This is a genomic window from Mesorhizobium sp. M8A.F.Ca.ET.207.01.1.1, from assembly GCF_004794715.1.
Taxonomy (GTDB): Bacteria; Pseudomonadota; Alphaproteobacteria; order Rhizobiales; family Rhizobiaceae; genus Mesorhizobium.
In genome coordinates this window covers 165,093-190,270 of the sequence record NZ_SRUS01000009.1, presented here as the reverse complement: position 1 = coordinate 190,270, position 25,178 = coordinate 165,093, and the positions used below count along the sequence as shown (strand labels likewise).

Below are 25,178 nucleotides of genomic sequence, written 5' to 3'. Positions count from 1 at the left end.
ATTGCCCCCGTCAGCCCAAGTAAATGATGTCAAAGCCGAAAATTGTTGTGCCTCAGGGCGTTTTCGGCGGCAAAGAAAGGTCGCACTCGCGAGGTCTTGACGCTATAGAGGCCTGTCGTTTCGAACCATATTCAAGCCGCGCTGCGGCGTCTCAAGGGAAAAGAAACATGGCCAATGTGGTGGTCGTCGGCTCGCAGTGGGGTGACGAAGGCAAGGGCAAGATCGTCGACTGGCTGTCGGAGCGCGCCGATGTCGTCGTGCGTTTCCAGGGCGGCCACAATGCCGGCCACACGCTGGTCGTCGACGGCAAGGTCTACAAGCTGTCGCTGCTGCCTTCCGGCGTCGTGCGTGAAGGCAAGCTGTCCATCATCGGCAATGGCGTGGTCTTCGATCCGCATGCTTTCGTCGCCGAAGTGGAGAAACTGAAGGGCCAAGGCGTGGACGTGACGCCGGATCGCCTGAAAATAGCCGAAAACACGGCGCTTATCCTGTCCGTACACCGGGAGCTGGACGGATTCCGCGAGGATGCCGCTTCGAATTCCGGAACGAAGATTGGCACGACCCGACGCGGGATCGGCCCCGCCTACGAGGACAAGGTGGGCCGCCGCGCGGTTCGGGTGATGGATCTGGCGGATTTGGAAACTTTGCCCCTGAAGGTCGACAGGCTGCTGACGCACCACAATGCGCTGCGTCGGGGGCTCGGCCATGGCGAAGTCACGCATGACGCGATCATGCAGGAACTGACCTCGGTCGCGAACGACATCCTCCCCTACATGGACCGCGTCTGGAAGGTGCTCGACGACAAGCGCCGCGCCGGCGAGCGCATCCTGTTCGAGGGCGCGCAAGGCACGCTGCTCGACATCGACCACGGCACCTATCCGTTCGTCACCTCGTCCAACACGGTCGCCGGACAGGCGGCCGCCGGCTCCGGCGTCGGTCCGGGCGCCATCGGCTACGTGCTCGGCATCACCAAGGCCTACACCACGCGGGTCGGCGAAGGTCCGTTCCCGACCGAGCAGAAGAACGAGATCGGCGAGTTCCTCGGCACGCGCGGCCATGAATTCGGTGTCGTCACCGGGCGCAAGCGCCGCTGCGGTTGGTTCGACGCGGTGCTGGTGCGCCAGGCGGTTGCCGTCAACGGCATCAAGGGCATCGCGCTGACCAAGCTCGACGTGCTCGACGGGCTGGACGAGATCAAGGTCTGTACCGGCTACAGGCTCGACGGCGAGACGATCGACTATCTGCCGGCAAGCCAGGGCGCGCAGGCCCGCGTGGAACCCATCTACGAAACGCTGGAAGGCTGGAAAGGCACCACCGCCGGCGCGCGCAGCTGGAACGATCTACCGGCCCAGGCGGTCAAATATGTCCGGTACATAGAGGAGTTGATCGGCGCGCCGGTCGCACTCCTCTCCACCAGCCCGGAACGGGACGACACGATACTTGTGACCGATCCGTTTCAAGACTAGTTTCTGAAGCCTTTCCGGGCATCGCGGCTGATTTGCGGGGGCCGGCGCGGAGGCAAACTACAGGTCGACTGAAGCATGGCAGATTTCGTTGCTGTTCTGAAAAACGCGTTCGAGAAGCACGGCGACGAGACGCCCGAGAAGCGTGCGCGCATCTATAACAGCGTTCGCGCCATGCTGGCGAAGAAGCTTGCGGAATATTCGCCGCCGCTGGCTCCCGAGGCCATAGACAAGCAGAAACGCTCGCTGGACGACGCCATTGCCGGCGTCGAGCGGGACTATGTCAAGAGTGTGCCGGAGACGGACCCGCTCGCGGAACTGGAACACATCTTTTCCTCCATCGACCGCAACAAGAACCAGTCCAACCACGTCAAGCAGCCGGCCAAGGCCGAATCGATTCCCGCCCCATCCCCGTACCGGCCGGCGCCTGCCGTGGCCAACCCGGAGCCGTACAAGCCGGCGCAGCCCTTGGCGAACCCCGAACCCAACCGGCCTGCTCCAGCGGCCAAGGCCGAGCCAGCCTGGCAAAGGTCGACGCCGGTGCAGCCCGCTCCGGACTTTTCGGAGAAGACCTTGCCGGGAATGGACGCGGATCGGGACGACGACCAGGAGGATGTCTTTGCCAATGACGAAGCGCCGGCGGGCGCCGACACTTTCGAGCGTTTGCGCCCAGCTGAACGCAGGCGCGGCTATGGCGGACTGATCGCCGCCGTCGTCGCGTTGCTGGTCGTTGCCGGCGGCGGTTACGGCATCTGGCTGAACAAGGATGCCTTCGGCAAGATGCTGGGCCTGGGCGGCAGCAAGGTTGTTGCCAAGACCGAACCGGTGAAAACGGCGCCGGCCAAGCCGGCGACCGATGCCGCGGCCACGCCACCGGCGCCCGCGACCGGCGCCGAAGGCACGAAATTCACGCAGCGGCTGACGCCTGAAGGCGGCGAAACCGATCCCGGCCCGGGCGGTGGACAAAGCGGCATAGGCGAGGGTGAATCCGTCGCCGCGCTGACGACGCCGCCAACGGCAACGAATGCGCCGGCCACGGCCGCGCCGGCGGTTCCCGCGCCGGCTGCCAATCCGCCCGCTGCCGCCACGCCCGCGGCAGGCGCGCCTGCCGCCACCACGCCTGCGGCGGGCACCCCGCCCACGACACCACCCGCCAACGGAACCGCGCCCGCGGCGCCGGCCGGTGCCGCCGCCACGCCGCCGCCCGCGCCGGCAGGCGCGGCTCCGGCCGCGGCTGCGGCGCAAAGCTCGGTTCCGGTCGGCCAGAAGGCGATCTTCTACGAGGAGCGCACCAGCACCGCGCAGGGTTCGGCCGAGCCCGGCAGCATCGTCTGGTCGCTGGTGCAGGAATCGCCCGGCGGCGACCTGCCGCCAGAGCCTGCGATCCGTGCCGAGGCGACCATTCCCGGCAAGGACATCCAGTTGCGCATGACCATCCGCCGCAACACCGACCAGACCCTGCCGGCGAGCCATATCATCGAGATGATCTTCCTGACGCCCGACGGCTTCGAGGGCGGCGGCGTCGACAACATATTGCGCGTCGCCATGAAGAGCTCGGAACAGGATGCCGGCAGCCCGCTGATCGGCATCCCGGCCAAGATCGCCGACGGCTTCTTCCTGGTCGCGCTCAACGACACCAAGGCCGATGAAGACGCCAACATGACCTTGCTGCGCGGCCAGGACTGGATCGACGTACCGGTCGTCTACAAGACCGGACGGCGGGCATTGCTGACCATGGAAAAGGGCATTCCCGGCGAGAAGGTGTTCGACGAGGCGATCAAGGCCTGGCAAGCGAAAACGGCGGGCTGAGCAGACGGCGTAACGGCGGCCTTCGATCAGAAACCCTGGAACAGCATGTCGAGCGCGGCGACGATCTCGTCGTGATGTTTCGTCAAGTTCAGCCGACTTTCACCCAATTCGCTTGCCGGAACGGTAGCAATCAGGTGTGTCGCCATAACCAGCTTCCGGCCGTTGATGTCGAAGATCGGATGAAGCTTTCGCATCGGCGGCGGCACCGTTGCGAACGGCAGAAGGGGGACGACTACCCGCGTCCTGAAATTGTCGAGCAGATCGGATTGAACGTCGAGCAAATAGTTGCCTTCGACGCGACCGGCGAAGACATCATAGCGGGGCATCAGAACTGCCGGTACTCTTCCAACGGGACGCCATGTTTCTCGATGTAGTCGTTCCACGACTCCATCGTGGCGCGGTTCTCTAGCTTCCATAGCCGCGTTTTTTCGGCCGCCACCGCTTCCGCGATGCCGGCCTCCGCGGCGCGCGAGACATTCACATCAAGCCCTTTGGCTTCCCGCATGAGATTTGAGTCGATCGACAGATTTGCTGGCTGACGGACCGCATTCAAGGCAATCTTACGCATGGTGGGCCTCCGCGACATGCGCATAATATATGCGCATTCCGATATGGAAGGCAATAAAATCAAGCTGCCCCGATCGCGGGCGGAACCTACCCTTCCATCTCTTCCCGCAGCATCTCCAGTTCCAGCCATTCCTCTTCCAATGCGGCCAAGGTGGCGCGCTCCTTGTCGAGGGCGGCGATGGTCTTCTGGAACGAGGCCGGGTCGCGCTCGTAATAGGCCGGGTCGGAGATGTTGTTTTCCAGCCGCGAGATCGACGCTGTCACGGCCTCGACCTTCTTGGGCAAGGAGTCCAGCGCGAACTTCTGCTTGAACGACAGTTTTTTGGCCGGCCCTTTTGCTACGGCAGGTTCTGCCTTGGTGGTCGGCGCGTCGCCGGCGTCGGCCTTGGCGCGCGCCTTGCGGTCGTCGAGCCGGGTGCCGCCGCGCTGCGCCAGCATGTCGGAATAGCCGCCGGCATATTCAATCCAGCGGCCACCACCGTCCGGCGCGATGACGCTGGTGACGGTGCGGTCGAGGAAATCGCGATCGTGGCTGACCAGGATGACGGTGCCGGCGAACCCGGCGACCAGTTCCTGCAGCAGTTCCAGCGTCTCCATGTCGAGATCGTTGGTCGGCTCATCAAGTACCAGCAGGTTCGCCGGGCGCGCCAGCACGCGCGCCAGGATCAGCCGCGCTCGCTCGCCGCCGGACAGCTCGCGCACCGGCGTGCGCGCCTGCTCCGGCTTGAACAGAAAATCCTTCATGTAGGAGACGACATGGCGCTGCTCGCCATTGATGACCAGGTTCTCGCCGCGCCCGTCGGTGAGATATTGCGCCAGCGTCTCCTGCGGGTCGACCGCCTCGCGCTTCTGGTCGAGCGTGGCGATCTCCAGATTCGTGCCGAGCCGTATCGAACCAGCGTCCGGCGTCAATTCGCCGGTCAGCATCTTCAGAAGCGTCGTCTTGCCGGCGCCGTTCGGTCCGACGAGGCCGACGCGGTCGCCGCGCTGGATGCGGGTCGAGAACCCCTTGACGACGGTGAGGTCGCCAAAGCTCTTCTCTATGTTTTTCGCCTCGATCACCAGCTTGCCGGATTCGGCCGCGTCGCTGGCCACCATTGTCGCGGTGCCCTCGGCGCCGCGATGGCCGCGAAAGCGCTGGCGCATGGTCTGCAGTTCGCCGAGACGTCGCATGTTGCGCTTGCGCCGTGCCGTCACGCCGTAGCGCAGCCAGTGCTCCTCGCGCACGATCTGGCGGCCGAGCTTGTGCTGCTCGCGCTCTTCCTCCTCCAGCACGAGGTCGCGCCATTCCTCGAAATGGCCAAAGCCCTTGTCCAACCGGCGGGTCTGGCCACGGTCGAGCCAGACGGTGGCACGCGACACACGCTCGAGGAAGCGGCGGTCGTGCGAGATCACGATGAGCGCCGAGGAAGTCCGGACGAGTTCCTCTTCCAGCCATTCGATCACCGACAGATCAAGATGGTTAGTCGGCTCATCAAGAAGCAGGATGTCGGGCTCCGGCGCCATGACGCGGGCAAGGGCGGCGCGCCTGGCCTCGCCGCCGGACAGGTCTGCCGGACGCTCCTCGCCCGACAGGCCGAGATGCTCCATCAGATAGCTGGCGCGGTAGGGATCGTCGGCCGGGCCGAGCCCGGCCTCGACATAGGCCCGCACATTGGCAAAGCCGTCCATGTCGGGCATTTGCGGCAGATAGCGGACAGTCGCCGAAGGCTGGCGGAACACCTCGCCGTCCTGCGGTTCGATCAGGCCGGCGGCGATCTTGAGCAGCGTCGACTTGCCGGACCCGTTGCGGCCGACCAGCGCGATCTTGTCGCCGGCCGACGCGGTCAGGGCGGCGCCATCGAGCAGCGGCGTGCCGCCAAAAGTCAGTCTTATCCCGTCGAGATTGAGAAGGGGCGGGGCCATGTCAGCTTTCGGGCAATGGATAGGGATGGGCGAGCAGCAGCGCGCGGCCGTGGCCGAGCGCGATGTCGAGGCGGCCCTTGACCTCGTTGGAAATGGTCAGCGACGATCCGAAAACCACCTCGACCTTGTCGAGCGGCCATTTGGCGCCGGTGACGGTCAGGCCGGAGAGTTCGGAAAAGCCGAGAATAGAAAATAGCGTGCCGTCGGCATAATCGAAGCTGGCCCTGCCGTTGAGCAAGGGGACACCCTCCTGGGCGCCGCTGGTCAAAAGCACATCCGTTCCGGCCTCGGCCAGCCGCAGGCCAAGCGCCAGATGCAGAAAGGCGTGATCGGCGCGCTTGCCGCCGAAGGCTCCCGCCAGCACAAGGCGGGTCGCGCCGCGCTCCAGTGCGGCCGCGATCGCCAGTTCGCCGTCGGTCTTGTCCTTTTCCGTCGGGAAGGTTTGCTGGGGCACGGCGGCGAGATGGGCGGGCAGATCGGCCGGAACCGAATCGAAATCACCGACCCACAATTCCGGCACTAGGCCCAGTATCCGCGCATGACCGATGCCGGCGTCGGCGGCGATCACGCGCGAGCCTTCGACCTGGCGGTCGAGCCGGGGCGTGCGGAGGAGATCGCCGCCAAGCAGGATGGTGAATGTGCTCATATCCCGTCGCCTTACCAGCCCGGCACGGGAAACGGAAGGCGGCAAACTCCCACTTGCGTGTCCCACCCGCCGGGCCTATGTGTCGAAACGCTCTAACGGGGTGCCGGACGCGAATTTCGCGGGCCGGCTGAGAGGCAGTCTCGCCAACCCGCTGAACCTGATCCGGTTTGTACCGGCGGAGGGATTAGACGTTTCGGACAGTCCGACGCCTCAATTCCTTTCAACGCAAACGAAGGAGGCGCCGATGCGCACGTTTTTATATTCTCTCATCGCAGCCACGGCGGTGACGCTGTCCGGGCCGGCCTTGGCCAAGGACAAGCTCACGGTCTACACCTATGAGAGCTTCACCGCCGACTGGGGTCCAGGCCCCGTGGTGAAGAAGGAATTCGAGGCCGAATGCGGCTGCGATGTCGAGTTCGTCTCGGTCGCCGACGGCGTGGCGCTGCTCAACCGCGTCAAGCTGGAAGGCGCTTCGACCAAGGCCGACATCGTGCTCGGCCTCGACACCAATCTCACCGCCGATGCCAAGGCCTCCGGCCTGTTCGCGCCGCATGGCGCGGTGAGCGATGTCAACGTGCCGGGCGGCTGGAGCGACGATACTTTTGTTCCCTTCGACTACGGCTATTTCGCCGTCGTCTACGATACGCAAAAGCTGAAGTCGCCGCCGAAAAGCTTGAAGGAGCTGGTCGAGGGCAGCGCCGACGACAAGATCGTCATCCAGGACCCGCGCACCTCGACGCCCGGACTCGGCCTGCTGCTCTGGGTGAAGTCGGTCTATGGCGACAAGGCGCCGGAGGCCTGGGCCAAGCTCAAGACCAAGGTGCTGACCGTGACGCCGGGCTGGAGCGAGGCCTATGGCCTGTTCACCAAGGGCGAGGCGCCGATGGTGCTTTCCTACACCACCTCCCCGGCCTACCATATGGTCGCCGAGAACACCGAGCGTTACCAGGCGGCGTCTTTCGAAGAGGGCGAGTATCTGCAGATCGAGGTCGCCGGCATCACCACGACCGGAGCCAAGAACCCGCTGGCGGAAAAATTCATGGCCTTCATGACCGGACCGAAATTCCAGGACGCCATCCCCGAGACCAACTGGATGTTCCCGGCCGGCAAGACCGACAAGCCGCTCAACCCAGCCTTCGACAAACTGGTCAAGCCGACCAAGACCCTGCTGTTCAGCCCGGACGAGGTCGCGGCCAACCGCAAGGCCTGGGTGGATGAATGGCTGGCGGTGATGAGCAAGTAGTTGGCTGTATGATCCGAAGATGAATGCTCTACGGCGCCCCCCTCTGTCCTGCCGGACATCTCCCCCGCTTGGGGGGAGATTGGCTGTCATCGGCGATTTCGCCAATCGCCAACATTGCAGGAATGAGCTGGGCGCCGGAGCTGCTAATCTCCCCCCTCGTGGAGGAGATGTCCGACGGGACAGAGGGGGGCGCGAAGGAACGCGACGCACGTTAAAGGCCTTTCGTGCAACCCGCGTCTGATCCCCGCATTACCGCCGGCAGCGTAGCGCTGGCGGCGATCGCGCTCTTGATCGGCGGCGCGTTTGCCGGGCTGCTTGTCGAAGGCGCACACGACCTCTCCGGCGCCTGGGCGGCCTTCGACCCTTATCTGTTGCGCGTCGTGCGCTTCACACTCTGGCAGGCGGCCCTGTCAACGCTGCTCTCCGTCGGGCCGGCCCTGTTCGTGGCGCGGGCGCTGTCGCGGCATCCACGGTTTTTCGGCCGCGCCTTCATTCTGCAGCTCTTCGCCGTGCCGTTGGCGCTGCCGGCGATCGTCGCGGCGCTCGGCATTCTGGCGCTTTATGGCCGTGCCGGCTATTTCGCCGGCCTGTTCAACTGGGTTGGCGGCCAGGGCTGGCCGGGCATCTACGGCCTCTCCGGCATTCTCGTCGCCCATGTCTTCTTCAACCTGCCACTGGCCACCCGCCTGTTCCTCGAGGCGCTGCAGACCATCCCCTCCGACCAGTGGCGGCTGGCGAGCCAGCTCGGCATGGCGGCGCGGCCGGCGTTCCGGTTGATCGAATGGCCAACGCTGCGCGCCGCCATGCCCGGCGTCGCCGGGCTCGTTTTCATGCTCTGCATCACATCCTTCACCATCGTGCTGACGCTTGGCGGCGGGCCGGCCGCGACGACGCTCGAAGTCGGCATCTATCAGGCCTTGCGCTTCGATTTCGATCCCGCGAGGGCTGTCGCGCTGACATTGCTGCAGATCGCCTTGACCTTCATCGTGGTGCTGGCGCTGACGCGGCTCGGCGCCAATGTCGTCGGCGACACCAACCTGCCGGTCGCGCCGCGCCGCTATCTCTCCGTCAACGGCACCGAAGCCACACTGAATGCCTTGCTCATCGGATTGGCGCTGCTGTTCGTCGCGGGACCGATGGCGGCGACCGTGATCGCCGGATTGAGCGCCGATCTCGACCGGCTGGCCGGCGAGACCGCTGTCCGGCAGGCGACACTCACCAGCGCCGTGCTCGGCTTCCTTTCGGCGCTGCTTTCGGTGATGCTCTCGTTGGCATTGACAATGGCGCGGCGGGCGCTGGCATCGAACCGCCGCTCCGGCCCAATGACACTGCTCGAACACGCCACCGATACCGGCGCCGGCTTTGTGCTGGTCGTGCCGCCGATCGTCGTCGGCGCCGGTTGGTTCCTTCTGTTGCGCCACGTCGGCGACGTCTTTGCCATCGCCCCGCTCATGGTCGTCACCGTCAACGCTGTCATGGCGATGCCTTTCGCGCTGCGCGCCATCCGCCCCGCCTATGATGCGGCAAGCGAGCGCCACGAACGGCTCTGCGCACAGCTCGGCATTTCCGGCTGGGCAAGGCTGAAGCTGGTCGACTGGCCGTCGCTGCGGCGGCCGCTCGCCACCGCCTTCGCGTTCGCCATGGCGCTGTCGCTTGGCGATCTCGGCGTCATCGCCCTGTTCGGCAGTGATTCCGTACAGACCTTGCCCTACCTTCTCCTGGCGCGCATGGGCAGCTACCGCACCCAGGACGCCGCCGGCCTGGCGTTGTTGCTGGGCCTTGTCTGCCTGGTACTGGTGCTGGCAGCGGACCGGCTGGGAAAGGGGATGGCCCGCGATGTCTGACGGTGCGGCTGACGGCAAAGGGGTTCCGGTGCGGCTGGACAAGGTCTCGTTCAGTTATGGCGAGGCATTGTTCGCTTTCGATGTCGAGTTCACCGCGACGCAAATCACTACCATCATGGGGCCAAGCGGTTCGGGAAAGTCGACGCTGCTCAATCTGGTGGCCGGATTCGAGATGCCGAGATCCGGCCGCGTGCTGATCGGCGGGGGCGATGTCAGTGGTGAGCCGCCGGCCGTGCGTCCGGTGTCGATGGTGTTTCAGGAGAACAATCTTTTCGCGCATCTTTCCGTCGAGCAGAATGTCGGGCTCGGCCGTTCGCCATCGTTGCGGCTGACCGATACCGACCACGCCGATATCGCGGGCGCCCTTGCGCGCACCGGTCTTGCCGGCAAGGAGAAGCGGCTGCCGCGCGAACTTTCGGGCGGTGAGCGCCAGCGCGTCGCCCTGGCTCGTGTGCTGGTGCGTGACCGCCCGGTGCTGCTGCTCGACGAACCCTTCGCCTCGCTTGGGCCTGCCTTGCGCGACGACATGCTCGACCTGGTTGCCGGCCTTCATGCCGAGCGTGGCATGACGGTACTGTTCGTCACGCACCAGCCGCAGGATGCCCGCCGCATCGGCCAGAAGGTGGTGTTTCTGGACAATGGCGCCGTCGCCGCCACAGGCACGGCGGACGATTTCTTTGCCGGGGCTGGTCCGGAGGCGTTCCGGCGCTATATCGGTGCGGGTGCCGGGGATGCCTTATCACGAGATATTGCCCGGAAGCGGACATAATTTACGCTCAAACCGGCCCGAGGCGATGTGGCGCTTGCTTGCCATGACTGGAGTAGTGTGGCTAGGTCCGCTCGATACCGTCCGGCACAGGCCGTGATTTGCCTACAGCATCTGCTGCCCGCCCCGAGGGGCGCGTGACGGACGCTGTAGCAGTTTGTTTTGCGCATGGCATGATCATGCGCAAGGACCTGAAAGGAAGCCATTCTGGCGATCGGCGTTGACAGGCTACGAATGAACCCGCTGGCGCGCTTCCTGGCACTGGCTGGCTTTGCCGTGGCGCTGGCGAGCTGCCAGATGTTCACGCCTCCGGAGGTCCAGGAATCCGGCTTCCAGCCGTCCGACAAGCCGATCACGGTGGACAATGTCGCCGCCAACAACAAGCTTGCCGAACTCGCCAAGGCGCAGCATCCGCGCATCCTGGCGACCTATGGTGGCGAATATTCCGATCCCAAGCTCGAACGCATGGTCGCCAAGGTGGTCGGCAATTTGACCGTGGTGTCGGCCAACCCGACCCAGACCTATCGCATCACCATCCTCAATTCGCCCAACGTCAACGCCTTCGCGCTGCCGGGCGGCTATCTCTACATAACGCGCGGCCTCTTGGCGCTGGCCAATGATTCATCCGAGCTCGCCGCCGTCATCGCGCATGAAATGGGACACGTCACCGCCAATCATGGCCTGCAGCGCCAGCAGTTGGAGGCCGAGGAAGGCCTTGCGACCAAGGTCGTCTCGGATGTGCTCGGCGACAGCCCGACCGCCAAGGCAGCACTGATCCGCGGCAAGCTCAGGTTGGCGCAGTTCTCGCGCAACCAGGAACTGGAGGCGGACGCCATCGGCATCAAGTCGATCGGCGAAGCCGGCTACGATCCCTATGCCGCCGGCCGGTTCCTGCAGTCGATGTCGGCCTACACCGATTTCCGCTCGATCAGCGGCGCCACCGACGCCAGCCTCGACTTCCTTGCCACCCATCCCAACACGCCACAGCGCATCGATCTGGCACAGCGCCACGCCCGCCAGTTCGGCGCGCCCGGCTTCGGCACGCGCGACCGCGATTCCTTCCTCGCCGGCATAGACGGCCTGCTTTACGGCGACACGCCGGAAGAAGGCTATGTGCGCGGCGAGACCTTCCTGCATCCGGGCCTCGGCGTGTCGTTCACGGTGCCGGACGGTTTCATCATCGACAATTCGGCGGCAGCGGTGACGGCGACCGGTCCTGGCGACATAGCGATCCGCTTCGATGGCGTTTCGATCGACAAGAACCGCGCCTTGACCGACTATATCAGAAGCGGCTGGGTGGCTGGCCTCGACGACAGCACTGTCAAGCAGGAAACCATCAACGGCAATGAGGCGGCGACCGCGCATGCCGGCGCCGAAGGCTGGCAGTTCGATATCGCGGTGATCCGCGCCGGCGGCCAGGTTTACCGATTGCTGACCGCGGCGCCCTCGGCCAGCACCTCGCTGGAAACGGTGGCGCGCTCGGTCAGCGGCTCCTTCCGCATTCTCAGTCCCGCCGAAAAGGCGGCCCTGAAGCCACTGCATATCCGTGTGCTTACGGTACAGCCGGGACAGACCATGGGCTCGCTTGCCGCGCAGATGGTGGGCGTCGACCGCAAGCTCGACCTGTTCCGCGTGCTCAACGCGTTGTCGCCGGGGGCCGCGGTTTCGGCCGGCGACAAGGTCAAGATCGTCACCGACAAGTAGCGCCCATTGCGCGAATCAGGCGGCGGTCGCCATGAATTCGGGATTCTGCTTCACCAGCGCGACCTTGAGCTTTTCCATGGCGCGGGCCTCGATCTGGCGAACGCGTTCCTTGGAAATGCCGAGCGTCTCGCCGAGTGCCTCGAGCGTGGCGCCCTCGTCCGTCAGCCGGCGTTCCTCTATGATGCGGAGTTCGCGGGCGTTGAGAGCTTGAAGCGCCTCCCTCAGCCAAAGCGAGCGGCGCGCGACGTCGATCTTGTCGCCGACAATCTCGTCGGGCAGGGGATCGTCCGAGACCAGGAAATCCATCCGCTCGGTCGCACCCGCATCATCGGCAAGCGGCACGTTGAGCGAGGAGTCCGGTGCCGAGAGGCGTGAATCCATCAACGCCACATCGGCCTCGGAGACACCAAGCGCAACCGACACCTCGCGGTAGAGGGTTGTGTTGGAGAGCGGTTCGGCGCCGTTCGCCAGGCGCGCACGCAGGCGCCTGAGATTGAAGAACAGGGCCTTTTGCGCCGAACTGGTGCCGCCGCGCACGATCGACCAGTTGCGCAGTATGTAGTCCTGCATCGAGGCGCGAATCCACCACGTCGCGTAGGTCGAAAACCGTACCTCACGCTCAGGCTCGAAACGAGCCGCGGCCTCGAGCAGGCCGACATGACCTTCCTGGATCAGGTCGCCAAGCGGCAGGCCGTAGTGACGGAATTTCGAGGCCATGGAAATGACCAGCCGCATATGGGCAACGGTGATGCTGTGCAATGCGTTCTGGTCGTTGTCTTCTTTCCAGAGCAATGCAAGCCGATGCTCCTCGTCGCGCTCGAGGTAGGGCGCCCTCATTGCCGCGCGGACCATGACCCGACCTGCCGTGTCTTCCATCATAAGGCGCTCCCTGGCTCAGGCGATGCGGATGACAGGCACCGGCTTGAAATGACGGCGTCGTGCCCTAGAACAGCCAAAACTGCCGTGCGCGGGAAAGGTTCCGCTGGCGCGGGCAGGCGAGCGATGAGATCCGGGCAATTTCGGCACGGCTGCCCGGAACTCTGAATGCTGCAGCGAAATTCCTTTTAGAGTATTCGATTTCTGGAATTGGCCCTCTTTGAAATTTCATTCCTTATTTTTTCGACCCGCATCTGTCATTTTCCAGCCCTCACAACATGCCTGACATCAGGCCAAGGACGGGATCACAGAAAAATGAAATGGCTCAAGTCACTCATCATCGCCGGAACGCTGCAGGCCCTGGCGGTCGCATCGGGCCATGCCGGCGCCAATCTCGACGAGATCAAGCAGGCCGGCGTCATCAAGGTCGGTACGGAAGGCACTTACGCGCCTTTCACCTACCATGATGCATCCGGAGCGCTGGTCGGCTTCGACGTCGAAATCGCCAAGGCGATCGCCGACAAGCTTGGCGTCAAGGCGCAGTTCCTCGAGGGCAAGTGGGACGGCCTGATCGCCGGCCTCGATGTCAAGCGCTACGACGCCGTCATCAACGAAGTCGGCATCACCGATGCCCGCAAGGCCAAGTACGATTTCTCCGATCCCTACATCGCCTCCAAGGCGGTGCTGATCGTGCGCGGCGACAACACCGACATCAAGACCTTCGCCGATCTCAAGGGCAAGAAGTCGGCGCAGTCGCTGACCTCCAATTTCGGCAAGCTGGCCGAGTCGAATGGCGCCGAACTGGTCGGCACCGACGGCTTCGACCAGTCGATCCAGCTGCTTTTGACCGGCCGCGCCGACGCCACCATCAATGACAGCCTGTCGTTCCTCGACTTCAAGAAGCACAAGCCCGACGCCAATGTGAAGATCGCCGCCCAGGAAGAGAATGCCGATTATTCCGGCGTCATCGTGCGCAAGGGCGATCCGGAGCTGGTCGCGGCCATCAACAAGGCGCTGGCCGACATCAAGGCCGACGGTACCTATCAGAAGATCGCCGACACCTATTTCGGCCAGGACGTGTCGAAGTAATTCATAAAGCGGGGCCGGTCGTCGCCCCGCGGCCCATCCAGCGGCGAGCCGTTTTTGACGGCTCGCCGCTTTTGTCGTGATATGGCTGACGCATTCGCGCTTCGATGACGCCGCTTGTTCATTCCGGAGGATTTTTCGTGCCGCACTGGCTGCAACTGATGCTGGAGTCGCTGCCCTCGCTGCTGTGGGCAGCGTTGATCTTCACCGTGCCGCTGACGCTGCTGTCCTTCGTGCTCGGCCTGACGGTGGGGTTGGGCGCGGCGCTCGGCCGGCTGTTCGGCCCGAAGCCGCTGGTGGCGCTCGTGCGCTTCTATGTCTGGATCTTCCGCGGCACGCCGCTGCTGGTGCAGCTGTTCCTGATCTTCTACGGCCTGCCTTCGGTCGGCATCCTGCTCGATGCCTTTACCGCGGCGCTGATCGGCTTCACCCTCAACATCGGCGCCTACACGTCGGAAATCATCCGCGCGGCGATAGGCTCGGTGCCGAAAGGCCAGTGGGAGGCCGGCTACTCGATCGGCATGACCTGGGGCCAGGCGATGCGGCGCACCATCCTGCCGCAAGCCGGCCGGGTGGCGGTGCCGCCGCTCTCCAACACTTTCATCTCGCTGGTCAAGGACACGTCGCTGGCCGCCGCCATCACCGTGCCGGAGATGTTCCAGGCAGCGCAGCGTATCGTTGCCACCACCTATGAGCCGCTCATCCTCTATGTCGAGGCTGCGATCCTCTATCTGGCGATGAGTTCGGTGCTGTCGGCCTTGCAGACGCGGCTGGAGGAGCGGCTCAACCGCTATGGCGGCTTCCTGGAGGCACGCTCATGATCGGCCTCACCAACATCGAAAAACGCTTCGGCGAAAATCTCGTGCTGAAAGGGGTGACGGTTGCCATCGCCGAGGGCAGCGTCACAGCCCTTGTCGGTCCTTCGGGTGGGGGAAAAAGCACGCTGCTGCGCTGCATCAACCTCCTGGAGATCCCGACCTCGGGCACGGTGCGGATCGGCGACGAGATGCTCGAGTTCCGCCCGGGCGGAAAGGTGCCGGCGGCGGACATAAGGCGTCTGCGCCTGCAGACCGGCATGGTGTTCCAAAATTTCCAGCTGTTTCCGCATCGCACCGCTATCGAAAATGTCATGGAAGGTTTGGTCACGGTGCTCAAATGGTCGCCCCAGAGGGCACATGAACGGGCGCTCGCGCTGCTGGAGAAGGTCGGCATGGCCCACAAGGCGGATGCCTGGCCGGCGACGCTGTCGGGTGGCCAGCAACAGCGCGTGGCGATCGCCCGGGCGCTGGCGCCGTCGCCCAAGGTGCTGCTGTGCGACGAACCGACTTCGGCACTCGACCCGGAATTGGCGCAGGAGGTGGTCGATGTGCTTAGCCAGCTCGCCAGCGAGGGAACGACCATGGTGATAGCGACGCATGATTTGCGCCTGGCTTCCAAGATCGCCCAGGAAGCGGTGTTCCTCGATGCCGGCGTCATTGTCGAGCAGGGGCCATCCGCCACGCTGTTCGGCAATCCGGAGCGCGAAAGGACAAAGCGGTTCATCGCCACGCTGAAGCAGGAGGCGGCGGAGAAGGAGGCCGGCGCATAGACGCGGCAATCTCCGGCAATCTTAAAGACAAAAAACCCGGCACGAGGCCGGGTTTTTCGTTAACTCGAAAGCGAAAAGCTCAGGCAGCCTCTTCCTGCTCGGCTTCCTCATTGTCGGCCTTGGCGCCACGCTTGGGGCCCTTGTTGAGATTGACCTCGATCAGGCGCACGGCTTCGGTTTCCGACATGCGGTTGACAGCCGCGATCTCGCGGGCCATGCGGTCGAGCGCCGCTTCATAGAGCTGGCGTTCGGAATAGGACTGCTCCGGCTGGTTGTCGGCGCGGTAGAGGTCGCGCACGACTTCCGAGATCGAGATCAAGTCGCCCGAATTGATCTTGGCATCATATTCCTGGGCACGGCGCGACCACATGGTGCGCTTGACGCGGGCGCGACCCTGCACGACCTTCAGCGCGCGCTCGACATAATCCTCTTCCGACAGCTTGCGCATGCCGATGGAGGTCGCCTTGGCGACCGGCACCTTGAGCCGCATCTTGTCCTTCTGGAAGTCGATGACGAACAGTTCCAGCTTGTGGCCAGCCACTTCCTGCTCGTCGATCGAGACGATCTGGCCGACGCCATGCGCCGGATAGACGATGTACTCGCCGGTCTTGAAACCGTGACGCGCGGCCGTGGACTTCTTCTGCGGGGTGATCGTTGCCATTACGCCCTGAACTCCTTGTTGTGGGCCGGCGGCGGTGCCGGCTGAACTCACGTGATCGGGGTCACCGATCATTAGCCGCACAACAGATGAACCCACCGGAAAAGCCGGGACCGGCAAACCGCACGAATTGCGACCGCCTGGCCCAGATCGCTCTGGTCCGGAATGGGATTTTCACCTTTCAGTGATTTGGGGCGTCTGCGCCATAAATCGACGTTGTGTCACCGGCATGTTTCGCTGATGTAACACAAAAAGTCGGAAGAATCAAGGTTTTGCTGCGTAAGCGAAGGCCACAACCAATCGCCGCCTGTCAAGGCGGTTAATCCGACGTGCTTGTTGCGCTACGTCATACAAGCCTTTACGGCGGTGTTGTCAATCGCCTTCGCCGGGCTCGGCGGAGAAGTATTTCTCGAACTTGCCGGCCTCACCGTCGAAGCTCTTGGCGTCGGCCGGCGGCTCCTTCTTGGCGGTGATGTTCGGCCATTTCTCGGCATATTCGGTGTTGATCTGCAGCCATTTGTCAAGGCCGGACTCGGTGTCGGGCTTGATCGCGTCGGCCGGGCATTCCGGTTCGCAGACGCCGCAGTCGATGCACTCGTCGGGATGGATGACGAGCATGTTCTCGCCTTCGTAGAAACAGTCGACCGGACAGACCTCGATGCAGTCCATATATTTGCATTTGATGCAGTTGTCGGTCACGACATAGGTCATCGGTCGGCTCCGGGATGTCCCGTTTTTGTTGGCTTTTTTTGTGAGGTAACGCCTTTATCGGCTGCTTGCAAGGGTGGCCGTTCCCAGGGGCATCAGGGTTTGGGAATGGAATTCCAAGTGGGCGGCGCCGCGAAGGCCCGGCATGCCCCACCGGCCGTCCTGTTTGCCGCTCCCGGTTCTGCTTTTTGTTTGTCGCTGCCCTCGGGCAACGCTCCTCCGCGGTCGGTCGAACGGCTCAATCTTCGTCGAGCAATCGGTCGGTCTGGCGGCGCTCTTTTTTGGTCGGGCGGCCGCTGCCTGCCTCCCGCAACGCCGGGATGGCATCGGGAAGGGCGTCAGCCTTGGGTGCGGGCGGCGGCGACATGTCTTCATAAAGAGTGCGGGCTTCCTCGGCCGGGCCGCGCCGCACTCCGGCGCCGAGCACCTTCCAGACGAAGATACGCCGGTCGAGCGTGATGGTCAGCACGTCGCCCGGCTTGACCAGATCGGATGCCTGCGCTGCTTTGTCGCGATTGATGCGCACGCGGCCGGCGACCACCAATTTAGCCGCCAGCGAGCGCGATTTCACCGCACGCGAAAAGAACAGCCATTTGTCGATGCGCTGGCGGCCTTCAGCAACCATCGAAGCGCCGAGCCTACTTCTTTAGTTGGTCGCGCAAGGCGGCGAGCTTGGCGAAGGGGGAATCGGGATCGAAGCGCACCGGGCGCTCCTCGCGCGGCTTGGGTTGGAAGGCGGGCTTTCCGCCCCCCTTGCCTTCCGGCCTGCCGCCCTTCCAGTCCGGGCGGCCTTCACGGCGCTCGGGACGATCGCCTTGCGGGCGGCCATCGCGGCGCTGCTCGCCGTCACCTTGCGGCTTGGGCTTGAACTTCGAGCGGTCGAAGCGCGGCTTGCCGGCGCCGTCGCGGCGTCCTTCATGGGCGGGACGGTCCGTGGGCGTGCCTGTTGCCGGTGCGCCGCCGGCATCGGCCGACGCGTTGCCTCGGCCACGCGCTTGTCCGTTTTGCGGGCGGTTGTTGCGGCCGTCGCGATGACGCGGACGCTGGTCAAAGCGGCCTTGGCGCCACAACAGGATCGGCTTTGGCGCTTCGGCTTCCGGCACCGTTTCGCCGACGGCTTGCGCCACCGCAACGGGTTCGGCGGCTTCCGTCGGCGCGGAGGCCCCGACGGCCGGCTCCGCCGCCGCGGCGCCCTCTTCTGGGGGCGCGGCGTCAATCTCGGCAGTCTCAGCTTCGGCCCGCGACTCAACCGGCGCCGGCTCGACGGGTTCAACGGCGGCTTCGGCCACAGGCGCCTCTTCGCCCCCTGCAACGTCAGCCGTGGCTTCCGCCTGCTCTTGCACGGCAGCTTCCGTCGGCGCGTCTGCCGCGATTTCGGCCGCAACCTCCATCGCCGCGGCGGCTGCCGCATCCGGCACCGGTTCCGATCCTTCGGCGGCTGGCGCTGCCGCCTCTTCCGCCGCCTTGGCCTGTTCCGCGCGGGCTGCCTCCGCGGCTGCCTGCTTGGCCGCGGCGGCTTCCCGCGCGGCAGTATCCTGCGCTTCCAGCCGCGCCTTGACGTCCGCCGCCGGCTTCGGCTCGGCGCGATAGCCGAGACCCTTGAGAATCTCTTCCATGTCGTCGGCGGTGGCGCCGAGGATCGACATCATTGGCGGCGTCACCATGAAGGACTGGCCGTCATAGGCGCCGTCCGGTCGCTGGCCGAGGCCGGGCTTCCAGTTGGTCGCCGGGCGGATCAGGTCAGCCAGCCGCTCCAGAATGTCGATGCGAACGGCGCGGCGGCCGAGATTGCGGTAGCCGGCAAGCTTGTAGAACGCCTTGTCGAAGGCCGGATCGATCACCACCGAGGTGCGGCCCGATGCCAGCGCATGGACGACGTCGCCGAAGCCGGGCTTGTCCTTGCCGTCGTTCTTCAGCGCCCACAGTAAGGTCACCAGTCCGGCGGGCGCCGGTTTGATCAGCGCCGGCACGAAGACGTGGTAGGCACCGAAGCGCACGCCGAGCCGGCGAAGCGCCGCGCGGCCTTCCTGGTCGAGCGACTTCATCTCCTCGGCGATGTCGCGGCGATTGATGAGGCCGAAATTCTCGACCAGCTGGAAGGCGATGCCGCGGCCGATACCGGAAATCTGATCGGCATTTTTCAAGTCGACCAGCGGCTTCAGCAGGGATTCGATCTGGAAATTGACGAAGCGCTCGGCGCGCGCGGCGACCTTGTCGCGCGCCGGGCCGGTGAGCTGTTCGTCGGCCAGCAGCACCAGGCGCGGCTTCAGCGCGTCCTCGCCCGAAACCAGCGTGCCGATCGGCGCGCCGATCCAGCGCAGCGTGCCGTCCGAACCGAGCGCTAGATCGCCATTGGCGCAGGCACCGAAGCGCTCCGCGCGTGCATCGAATTCGGCGGCCAGCGCCTTTTGCGCGGCCGTGCGCACGGCCTTGGCGTCTTCGCCGCCGGCGGTCTGGTCGGCGGTGAAGCGGAACCCTTGTAACTCGCCGACGTGATGGCCTTCGACAAGGACGGTTCCGGTAGGACTGATTTCGGCTTCAGGCATGGTATTTTCTCTAAGGCGCCGCATGAGGACGGAAGTCCTGCGGTCTACGAAGCGTTTCGTCAACCGCTCATGCAGCGCATCCGACAATCTGTCTTCGATTTCGCGCGTCTTTTCCTGCCAGTGTGCCTGATCGGCCAGCCAGCCGGGCCGGTTCGACACGAATGTCCAGGTGCGGATCTGGGCGATGCGGTGCGACAGCGTGTCGATATCGCCCTCGGTGGTGTCGGCGCGGCGCACCTGCTCGGCCATATAGTTCTCGTCGACATGGCCATGCCGGGCGAGGTCCATGTAAATCGAGGCGATGAGGTCGGCATGCTGGGCGGGCGCAATCTTGCGATAATCCGGCAGCGCGCAGGCTTCCCACAGCAACGCCACGCGCTTGGCATTGGTTGCGAGCGCGCGGATGCCTTCGTCGCGGGAGAGATGTTCGAGCGCCTGGGCATCGACGGCCGGAAGGGCGCGCGTCAGGCCCTCGACCGGGGCGTTGGTTTCGATCGAGCGCTTCAGCGTATCGAGGCTGGCGAAATCGAATTGGGCGGTGCGCCACTGCAGCACCTTCACCGGGTCGAAGTCATGGCTCTCGATCTTCTGGACCAGATCCTCGTCCAGCGGGTCAACCTGCCCGGTGACTCCGAACGTGCCGTCGCGCAGATGCCGGCCGGCGCGGCCGGCGATCTGGCCGAGTTCGGCCGCCGTCAAATTGCGGTACTGGTAGCCGTCGAACTTGCGGTTCTGGGCAAAGGCGACATGGTCGAGGTCGAGGTTGAGACCCATGCCGATCGCGTCGGTGGCAATGAGATAGTCGACATCGCCCGACTGGAACAGCGCCACCTGGGCATTGCGGGTGCGAGGCGACAGCGCGCCCAGAACCACCGCCGCACCGCCCTGCTGGCGCCGGATCAGCTCGGCGATGGCGTAGACCTCGTCGGCGGAGAAGGCGACGATCGCGGTGCGCCGTGGCAGGCGCGTCAGTTTCTTGGAACCGGCATAAGCCAGATGCGACAGGCGCGGCCGCGTCACCACCGAGACGCCTTTCAGCAGCCGCTGGAGGATGCCGTGCATGGTGGCCGCGCCGAGCAGCAGCGTTTCCTGGCGGCCGCGCAGGTGCAGGATACGGTCGGTGAAGATATGGCCGCGCTCGAGGTCGCCGGCCAGTTGCACCTCGTCGATGGCGACGAACGCGGCGTCGGTCTCGCGCGGCATGGCTTCGACGGTGCAGACCGAATATTTGGCGCCCGGCGGCTGGATCTTCTCCTCGCCGGTGATGAGCGCCACCTTGTGGGCGCCCACCTTTTCGCAGACGCGTGTGTAGACCTCCCGGGCCAGCAGCCTCAGCGGCAGGCCGATGACGCCGGTTTCGTGCGCCACCATGCGCTCGATGGCGAGATGGGTCTTGCCCGTGTTGGTCGGCCCAAGCACGGCGGTCACGTCGCGGCCCGACAGGATCAGCGGCTCGGTATGTTTCTGCTGGATGTTCATCGGCTCGGAAATAAGGCTTTCTGGCCTCTCGTTGTCGGGAGCGTGCCTGGACGGCGCGTATGACAGCCGACACATAGGGATTTCGGGCGCGAAGCGAAAGCGGAATGTTCCGCCCGGGTTCCGAAGACGCCCGTGTCAGCCCGCAAATCAGTTCCTGCTTAACAGTTGGAACGAGTCTGGAACGAATCAGCGACGAATCGGTGACTCCGTCAGATTCAGCTTTTGTTCACGGCTAGATATGGATTTTGCGACCATGAGTCTCACCACATGCTGAATCAGAAAACTGGCCCGTTTTATGCTAGGCGAACCTCTCTGTTAACTTTCGCCTGTGAACGAGGTCGGGGGCTCGATGCGCACTGCTCAAGATTATGAAATTGTTAATCTTTCTGAATTGTGGGTTAAGAAACTATGGGTGATCTCGGCCTATTAATGTTAACTTCCGCTCAAAGCCGGAACGAATCGGCGACAAAACAGCGTCAGCGCTATTTTCCCTTTTTGTTCCCCCAATATCTTGTGTTGTGAACAGCTTATCCACCGAGAATCCACAGGCTTGCCCACAGGTTTCGCGCAGGCGCGCTGCCGTCATTAACCTTTGCGTGCCGGATTGGGGCAGCCGCTCGTAGCGAGGCGTTTTAGGCCCAGAGCATCACTTGAAAACGGACCGGTTTCCCGGTCCGTTTTCGCCCGTCAAGGCCGCTGGTTGGTGGGCAGGCGAAAATCAATGCCTAGACGAAGTACTGGCCGCCATTGGCGGTGAGGGTCGAGCCGGTGATGAAACCGGCATCCTCGGAAGCGAGGAAGACGACGCAGCGCGCGATCTCTTCCGGCTCGCCGAGGCGGCCGACCGGGATTTGCGGGATGATGCGCTCGTTGAGCACTTTCTCGTCGATCGCCTTGACCATCTCGGTGGCGATGTAGCCCGGGCAGATGACGTTGACGGTGATGCCGGCGCGGGCGCCTTCCTGGGCGAGCGCTTTCGAGAAGCCGATGTCGCCGGCCTTGGCAGCGGAGTAATTGACCTGGCCGGCCTGGCCCTTCTGGCCGTTGATCGAGGAGATGGTGATGACGCGGCCGAACTTGCGGTCGCGCATGCCGCTCCACAGCGGATGGGTCATGTTGAAGACACCGGACAGATTGGTGTCGATCACCTCTTTCCACTGCTCGCGCGTTATCTTGTGGAACATGGCGTCGCGGGTGATGCCGGCGTTGTTGACCAGTACCGAGACAGGGCCGAGGTCGGCCTCGATCTGCTTGATGCCGGCGGCGCAAGCGTCATAATCGGCGACGGACCATTTGTAGACCGGAATGCCGGTCTCGGCCTTGAATTTCGCCGCCGCATCGTCATTGCCGGCATAGTTCGCGGCAACCGAATAGCCGGCAGTCTTCAAAGCGATCGAGATGGCAGCGCCGATACCGCGCGATCCACCCGTGACGATTGCAACCTTGGTCATGTGTTCTCCTCCCTTTGGTCGGAGGAGCGAATAGGGAGTAGCCAATAGCGAATAGGGTTTGATGTCCCGCCGCGCTGAGGCCGTTCTTCCTTATTCGCTACTCCTGTTCGCTATTGGCTTGTTCAGATGGCTTCGACGCACATGGCGACGCCCATGCCGCCGCCGATGCATAGGGTGGCCAACCCCTTCCTGGCGCCGCGGCGACGCATCTCGAAGACCAGCGTGTTGAAGACGCGGGCGCCCGAGGCGCCGATCGGATGGCCGATGGCGATGGCGCCGCCATTGACGTTGACGATCGAGGGGTCCCAGCCCATGCCCTTGTTGACGGCGCAGGCCTGCGCGGCGAAAGCCTCGTTAGCCTCGACCAGGTCCAGATCGCCGACCGACCAGCCTGCCTTTTCCAGAGCGCGCTTCGAAGCGGGAATAGGTCCGGTGCCCATGATCGCCGGATCGACGCCGGCGGTTGCCCAGGACACGATACGCGCGAGCGGGGTGATGCCGCGCCGGGCGGCTTCCGCTTCGCTCATCAGCAGCGCGCCGGCGGCACCATCATTGATGCCGGAGGCGTTGGCGGCCGTCACTGTGCCGTCTTTGTCGAAGGCCGGCTTCAGCTTGGTCATGGCATCGATCGTGGCGCCGTGGCGGATGTACTCATCCTGATCGACGACCGTATCGCCCTTCTTGCCCTTGATGGTGAAGGCGACGATCTCGTCCTTGAACTTGCCGGCCTTCTGCGCGGCCTCGGCCTTGTTCTGCGAGCCCAGCGCGAACTGGTCCTGGTCGTCGCGGGTGATCTGGAACTGGCGGGCGACGTTCTCGGCGGTGTTGCCCATGTGGTAGCCGTTGAAGGCGTCCCACAGCCCGTCCTTGATCATGGTGTCGATCATCTTGTAGTCGCCCATCTTGACGCCGGCGCGCAGATGCTCGGCGTGCGGCGACAGCGACATCGATTCCTGGCCGCCGGCGATGATCACCTTGGCGTCGCCGGTGGCGATCTGCTGCATGCCGAGCGCGATGGCGCGCAGACCCGAGCCGCAAACCTGGTTGAGGCCCCAGGCGGTGGTTTCCTTGGGCAGGCCGGCAAGGATCGAGGCCTGGCGGGCCGGGTTTTGGCCTTGCGCCGCGGTCAGCACCTGGCCGAGGATGACCTCGTCCACCTCGGCCGCCTCGACGCCCGTACGTGACAAAAGCTCCTTGATGACGACAGCACCGAGTTCATGCGCCGGCGTGGCCGCGAAAGCACCGTTGAAGGAGCCGACGGCCGTGCGTGCGGCACTGGCGACAACGATGGAATTGGCAGAGGACATATTCTTCTCCAGACTTCGAGCTGTCATGTTTTCAGGCATTGTTGGCAACTTTTCTTGCCCTTTCCATGACCCAAGTCAAACCGGAAATCGGCATGGCGCCCATGCGCCGCAAGCAGGTCGCGCATCGCCGTGCCGGCGGACCGGGCGCTGCTGCGCAGCATATTTTGCCCGCTATGCAGCATAATATGCTCCCGCAGTGCACAAACTGCTTGGAATTGTGGGGCTTTTGCGCATATCCTCAAAAAGGGCGCAATCGTTACCGGCTGCTTACTCAGGCGTGCCGGTGTCCGGGGAGGATGCAGATGGCCGCAAAAGACGACCCGATCATTATCAAGAAATACGCCAACCGCCGCCTCTATAATACGGGGACGAGCACCTATGTGACGCTCGAGGATCTGGCCGAGATGGTCAAGAAGGGCGAGGAATTCACCGTCCAGGACGCCAAGACCGGGGACGACATCACCCATCCGGTGCTGACGCAGATCATCTTCGAGTTGGAGAACAAGGACGGGCAGAACATGCTGCCGATCCCGTTCCTGCGCCAGCTGATCGCGTTCTATGGCGACCAGATGCAGATGATCGTGCCGAGTTTCCTCGAACAATCGATGATCGCCTTCTCCAAGGAACAGGAGCGGTTCCGCGAGCAGATGAAGGGCGCCATCGGCAAGTCGCCGCTGGACGTGATGAAGATGGCGACGCCGATGAAGGCGCTGGAAGAACAGACACGGCGCAACATGGAAATGTTCCAGAATGCGATGCGGCTGTTCACGCCATTTCCGCCGGCGGGTTCCGCACCCGCCGCAGCCCCTGCCGAATCGGCTAGGAAGGAAGCGCCGGAGAAACCCGACGATCTGCAGCAGCTGAAGGACCAGATCGCTGCCATGCAGCGCAAGCTCGACACAATGTCGTAGGGGCGGGGTCCAGGCCAAAATCCGCCGGTGTCTTATCGGTCGATGGTCGACTGCCACAGGTCGCGGATTTCGTCGGGTAGCCCGTCCAATGGGCATCATGGGCGCAGAACACCAGGCTCCTTGCCCGAAGCGAAGGGCAGGTCCTCATCCTGCCAGCCTGAAATGCCACCGATCATGATCTTGACCGGAAGACCGAGGCTGGCCAGTTTGAAGGCTGCCCGATCCGCGCCATTGCAGTGTGGGCCGGCGCAATAGACCACGAACAGCGTGCCTGACGGCCATTCTCCCATCCGCCCGGCCGATATCTCGCGGTGCGGCAGATGCAGCGCGCCCGGCACGTGGCGGCGTTCATAGGCTTGCGGCGATCCGACGACGTGCAGAAGCACGAAGTCCGGCTTTCCGCCACGCAGTGTCGCGGCGACATCGGAACAATCGGTTTCCACGGAAAGCCGGCGCAGGAAATGGTCCCGGGCAATCTCCGGCAATGCCGCCGGTATGTCTGTCACATAGCTCATCAAATTTCTCCATCTCTGATGGAGCTGTTCTCCATCGCTGATAGGTCTGAGGTAGCGCAGCGAGCCGGGCGATTGCAGCTGGCAGCTTTGCCATATATCGTCAAGA

Annotated in this window: 23 protein-coding genes and 1 riboswitch; of the genes, 10 read left to right on the top strand and 13 right to left on the bottom strand. The window is 64.1% G+C overall.

The features are described 5' to 3' along the window. Positions 1–167 precede the first annotated feature (167 nt). Together EN850_RS25345 and EN850_RS25340 are read left to right on the top strand one after the other, a co-directional pair. Positions 168–1,466: an adenylosuccinate synthase gene (locus tag EN850_RS25345; protein WP_127279499.1), complete on the top strand. Its 1,299-nt coding sequence runs from the start codon at positions 168–170 to the stop codon at positions 1,464–1,466. 75 nt (positions 1,467–1,541) lie between these two features. Further along, complete coding sequence (locus EN850_RS25340) at positions 1,542–3,272, top strand: hypothetical protein (protein WP_136092512.1); 1,731 nt, start codon at positions 1,542–1,544, stop codon at positions 3,270–3,272. Positions 3,273–3,298: 26 nt separating this feature from the next. On the opposite strand, the gene EN850_RS25335 is transcribed toward EN850_RS25340, so the two are convergent. From EN850_RS25335 to EN850_RS25320, 4 genes are all read right to left on the bottom strand, one after another. Beyond that, positions 3,299–3,598, bottom strand: a complete 300-nt coding sequence (locus EN850_RS25335; RefSeq protein ID WP_127279501.1) for a CcdB family protein — start codon at positions 3,596–3,598, stop codon at positions 3,299–3,301. Continuing rightward, positions 3,598–3,840, bottom strand: coding sequence for a type II toxin-antitoxin system CcdA family antitoxin (locus EN850_RS25330; protein WP_127279502.1), 243 nt, complete (start codon positions 3,838–3,840; stop codon positions 3,598–3,600). Before EN850_RS25330 ends, EN850_RS25335 begins: the two co-directional genes overlap by 1 nt. An 86-nt stretch (positions 3,841–3,926) precedes the next feature. Next, the gene (locus EN850_RS25325) at positions 3,927–5,744 is read right to left on the bottom strand and encodes an ABC-F family ATP-binding cassette domain-containing protein (RefSeq protein ID WP_136092511.1); all 1,818 of its coding nucleotides are present in this window, start codon (positions 5,742–5,744) and stop codon (positions 3,927–3,929) included. A 1-nt stretch (position 5,745) separates the two neighbouring features. Continuing rightward, positions 5,746–6,390, bottom strand: coding sequence for a thiamine diphosphokinase (locus EN850_RS25320; RefSeq protein ID WP_136092510.1), 645 nt, complete (start codon positions 6,388–6,390; stop codon positions 5,746–5,748). Positions 6,391–6,476: 86 nt separating this feature from the next. Further along, positions 6,477–6,591: riboswitch (TPP riboswitch) on the top strand. Between the two features lie 43 nt (positions 6,592–6,634). On the opposite strand from EN850_RS25320, the gene thiB reads away from it, so the two are divergent. The 4 genes from thiB (at position 6,635) to EN850_RS25300 (ending at position 11,947) form a co-directional block, all read left to right on the top strand. Further along, positions 6,635–7,633 (top strand): thiamine ABC transporter substrate binding subunit, encoded by a 999-nt coding sequence (gene thiB / locus EN850_RS25315; RefSeq protein ID WP_135919945.1) that lies wholly within the window; start codon positions 6,635–6,637, stop codon positions 7,631–7,633. Between the two features lie 224 nt (positions 7,634–7,857). Then, positions 7,858–9,477 carry a thiamine/thiamine pyrophosphate ABC transporter permease gene (gene thiP / locus EN850_RS25310; protein ID WP_136092509.1) on the top strand — a complete coding sequence of 540 codons (1,620 nt, stop codon included), beginning with the start codon at positions 7,858–7,860 and terminating at the stop codon, positions 9,475–9,477. Next, the gene (thiQ, locus tag EN850_RS25305) at positions 9,470–10,246 is read left to right on the top strand and encodes a thiamine ABC transporter ATP-binding protein (protein ID WP_136092508.1); all 777 of its coding nucleotides are present in this window, start codon (positions 9,470–9,472) and stop codon (positions 10,244–10,246) included. The genes thiP and thiQ overlap by 8 nt, the downstream gene beginning before the upstream one ends. Positions 10,247–10,477: 231 nt before the next feature. Next, positions 10,478–11,947: a M48 family metalloprotease gene (locus tag EN850_RS25300; RefSeq protein ID WP_023784820.1), complete on the top strand. Its 1,470-nt coding sequence runs from the start codon at positions 10,478–10,480 to the stop codon at positions 11,945–11,947. Between the two features lie 15 nt (positions 11,948–11,962). Here EN850_RS25300 and EN850_RS25295 read toward each other — a convergent pair whose 3' ends face one another. Further along, on the bottom strand, positions 11,963–12,826 hold the full coding sequence (locus EN850_RS25295) for an RNA polymerase factor sigma-32 (protein WP_127279395.1): 864 nt from the start codon (positions 12,824–12,826) through the stop codon (positions 11,963–11,965). A 312-nt stretch (positions 12,827–13,138) separates the two neighbouring features. Here EN850_RS25295 and EN850_RS25290 point away from each other — a divergent pair, with 312 nt between their 5' ends. The 3 genes from EN850_RS25290 (at position 13,139) to EN850_RS25280 (ending at position 15,497) form a co-directional block, all read left to right on the top strand. After that, positions 13,139–13,912, top strand: coding sequence for an amino acid ABC transporter substrate-binding protein (locus EN850_RS25290; protein ID WP_135863173.1), 774 nt, complete (start codon positions 13,139–13,141; stop codon positions 13,910–13,912). A gap of 137 nt (positions 13,913–14,049) precedes the next feature. Beyond that, on the top strand, positions 14,050–14,730 hold the full coding sequence (locus tag EN850_RS25285; RefSeq protein WP_136092507.1) for an amino acid ABC transporter permease: 681 nt from the start codon (positions 14,050–14,052) through the stop codon (positions 14,728–14,730). Continuing rightward, the gene (locus tag EN850_RS25280) at positions 14,727–15,497 is read left to right on the top strand and encodes an amino acid ABC transporter ATP-binding protein (RefSeq protein WP_135882174.1); all 771 of its coding nucleotides are present in this window, start codon (positions 14,727–14,729) and stop codon (positions 15,495–15,497) included. The genes EN850_RS25285 and EN850_RS25280 overlap by 4 nt, the downstream gene beginning before the upstream one ends. 79 nt (positions 15,498–15,576) lie before the next feature. Here the strand turns inward: EN850_RS25280 and EN850_RS25275 are convergent, their stop codons facing one another. From EN850_RS25275 to EN850_RS36475, 7 genes are all read right to left on the bottom strand, one after another. Beyond that, positions 15,577–16,158 carry a CarD family transcriptional regulator gene (locus EN850_RS25275; RefSeq protein ID WP_006327799.1) on the bottom strand — a complete coding sequence of 194 codons (582 nt, stop codon included), beginning with the start codon at positions 16,156–16,158 and terminating at the stop codon, positions 15,577–15,579. 369 nt (positions 16,159–16,527) lie between these two features. Then, positions 16,528–16,866 (bottom strand): ferredoxin FdxA, encoded by a 339-nt coding sequence (fdxA, locus tag EN850_RS25270; protein ID WP_095089463.1) that lies wholly within the window; start codon positions 16,864–16,866, stop codon positions 16,528–16,530. A 235-nt stretch (positions 16,867–17,101) separates the two neighbouring features. Beyond that, entirely contained in the window at positions 17,102–17,488 is a 387-nt protein-coding gene (locus EN850_RS25265) for an RNA-binding S4 domain-containing protein (protein ID WP_127279399.1), read from the bottom strand. A 13-nt stretch (positions 17,489–17,501) separates the two neighbouring features. After that, complete coding sequence (locus tag EN850_RS25260; protein ID WP_136092506.1) at positions 17,502–20,888, bottom strand: helicase-related protein; 3,387 nt, start codon at positions 20,886–20,888, stop codon at positions 17,502–17,504. Positions 20,889–21,613: 725 nt separating this feature from the next. Continuing rightward, positions 21,614–22,339 carry an acetoacetyl-CoA reductase gene (gene phbB, locus EN850_RS25255; protein WP_127277284.1) on the bottom strand — a complete coding sequence of 242 codons (726 nt, stop codon included), beginning with the start codon at positions 22,337–22,339 and terminating at the stop codon, positions 21,614–21,616. Positions 22,340–22,461: 122 nt separating this feature from the next. Further along, positions 22,462–23,646 carry an acetyl-CoA C-acetyltransferase gene (locus EN850_RS25250; RefSeq protein WP_136092505.1) on the bottom strand — a complete coding sequence of 395 codons (1,185 nt, stop codon included), beginning with the start codon at positions 23,644–23,646 and terminating at the stop codon, positions 22,462–22,464. 23 nt (positions 23,647–23,669) lie between these two features. Continuing rightward, positions 23,670–23,828, bottom strand: a complete 159-nt coding sequence (locus EN850_RS36475) for a hypothetical protein (RefSeq protein WP_167531411.1) — start codon at positions 23,826–23,828, stop codon at positions 23,670–23,672. A 120-nt stretch (positions 23,829–23,948) separates the two neighbouring features. Here EN850_RS36475 and phaR point away from each other — a divergent pair, with 120 nt between their 5' ends. After that, on the top strand, positions 23,949–24,557 hold the full coding sequence (gene phaR / locus EN850_RS25245; RefSeq protein ID WP_127277280.1) for a polyhydroxyalkanoate synthesis repressor PhaR: 609 nt from the start codon (positions 23,949–23,951) through the stop codon (positions 24,555–24,557). A gap of 95 nt (positions 24,558–24,652) precedes the next feature. On the opposite strand, the gene EN850_RS25240 is transcribed toward phaR, so the two are convergent. Further along, positions 24,653–25,072, bottom strand: coding sequence for a rhodanese-like domain-containing protein (locus tag EN850_RS25240; RefSeq protein ID WP_136092504.1), 420 nt, complete (start codon positions 25,070–25,072; stop codon positions 24,653–24,655). Positions 25,073–25,178: the final 106 nt, after the last annotated feature.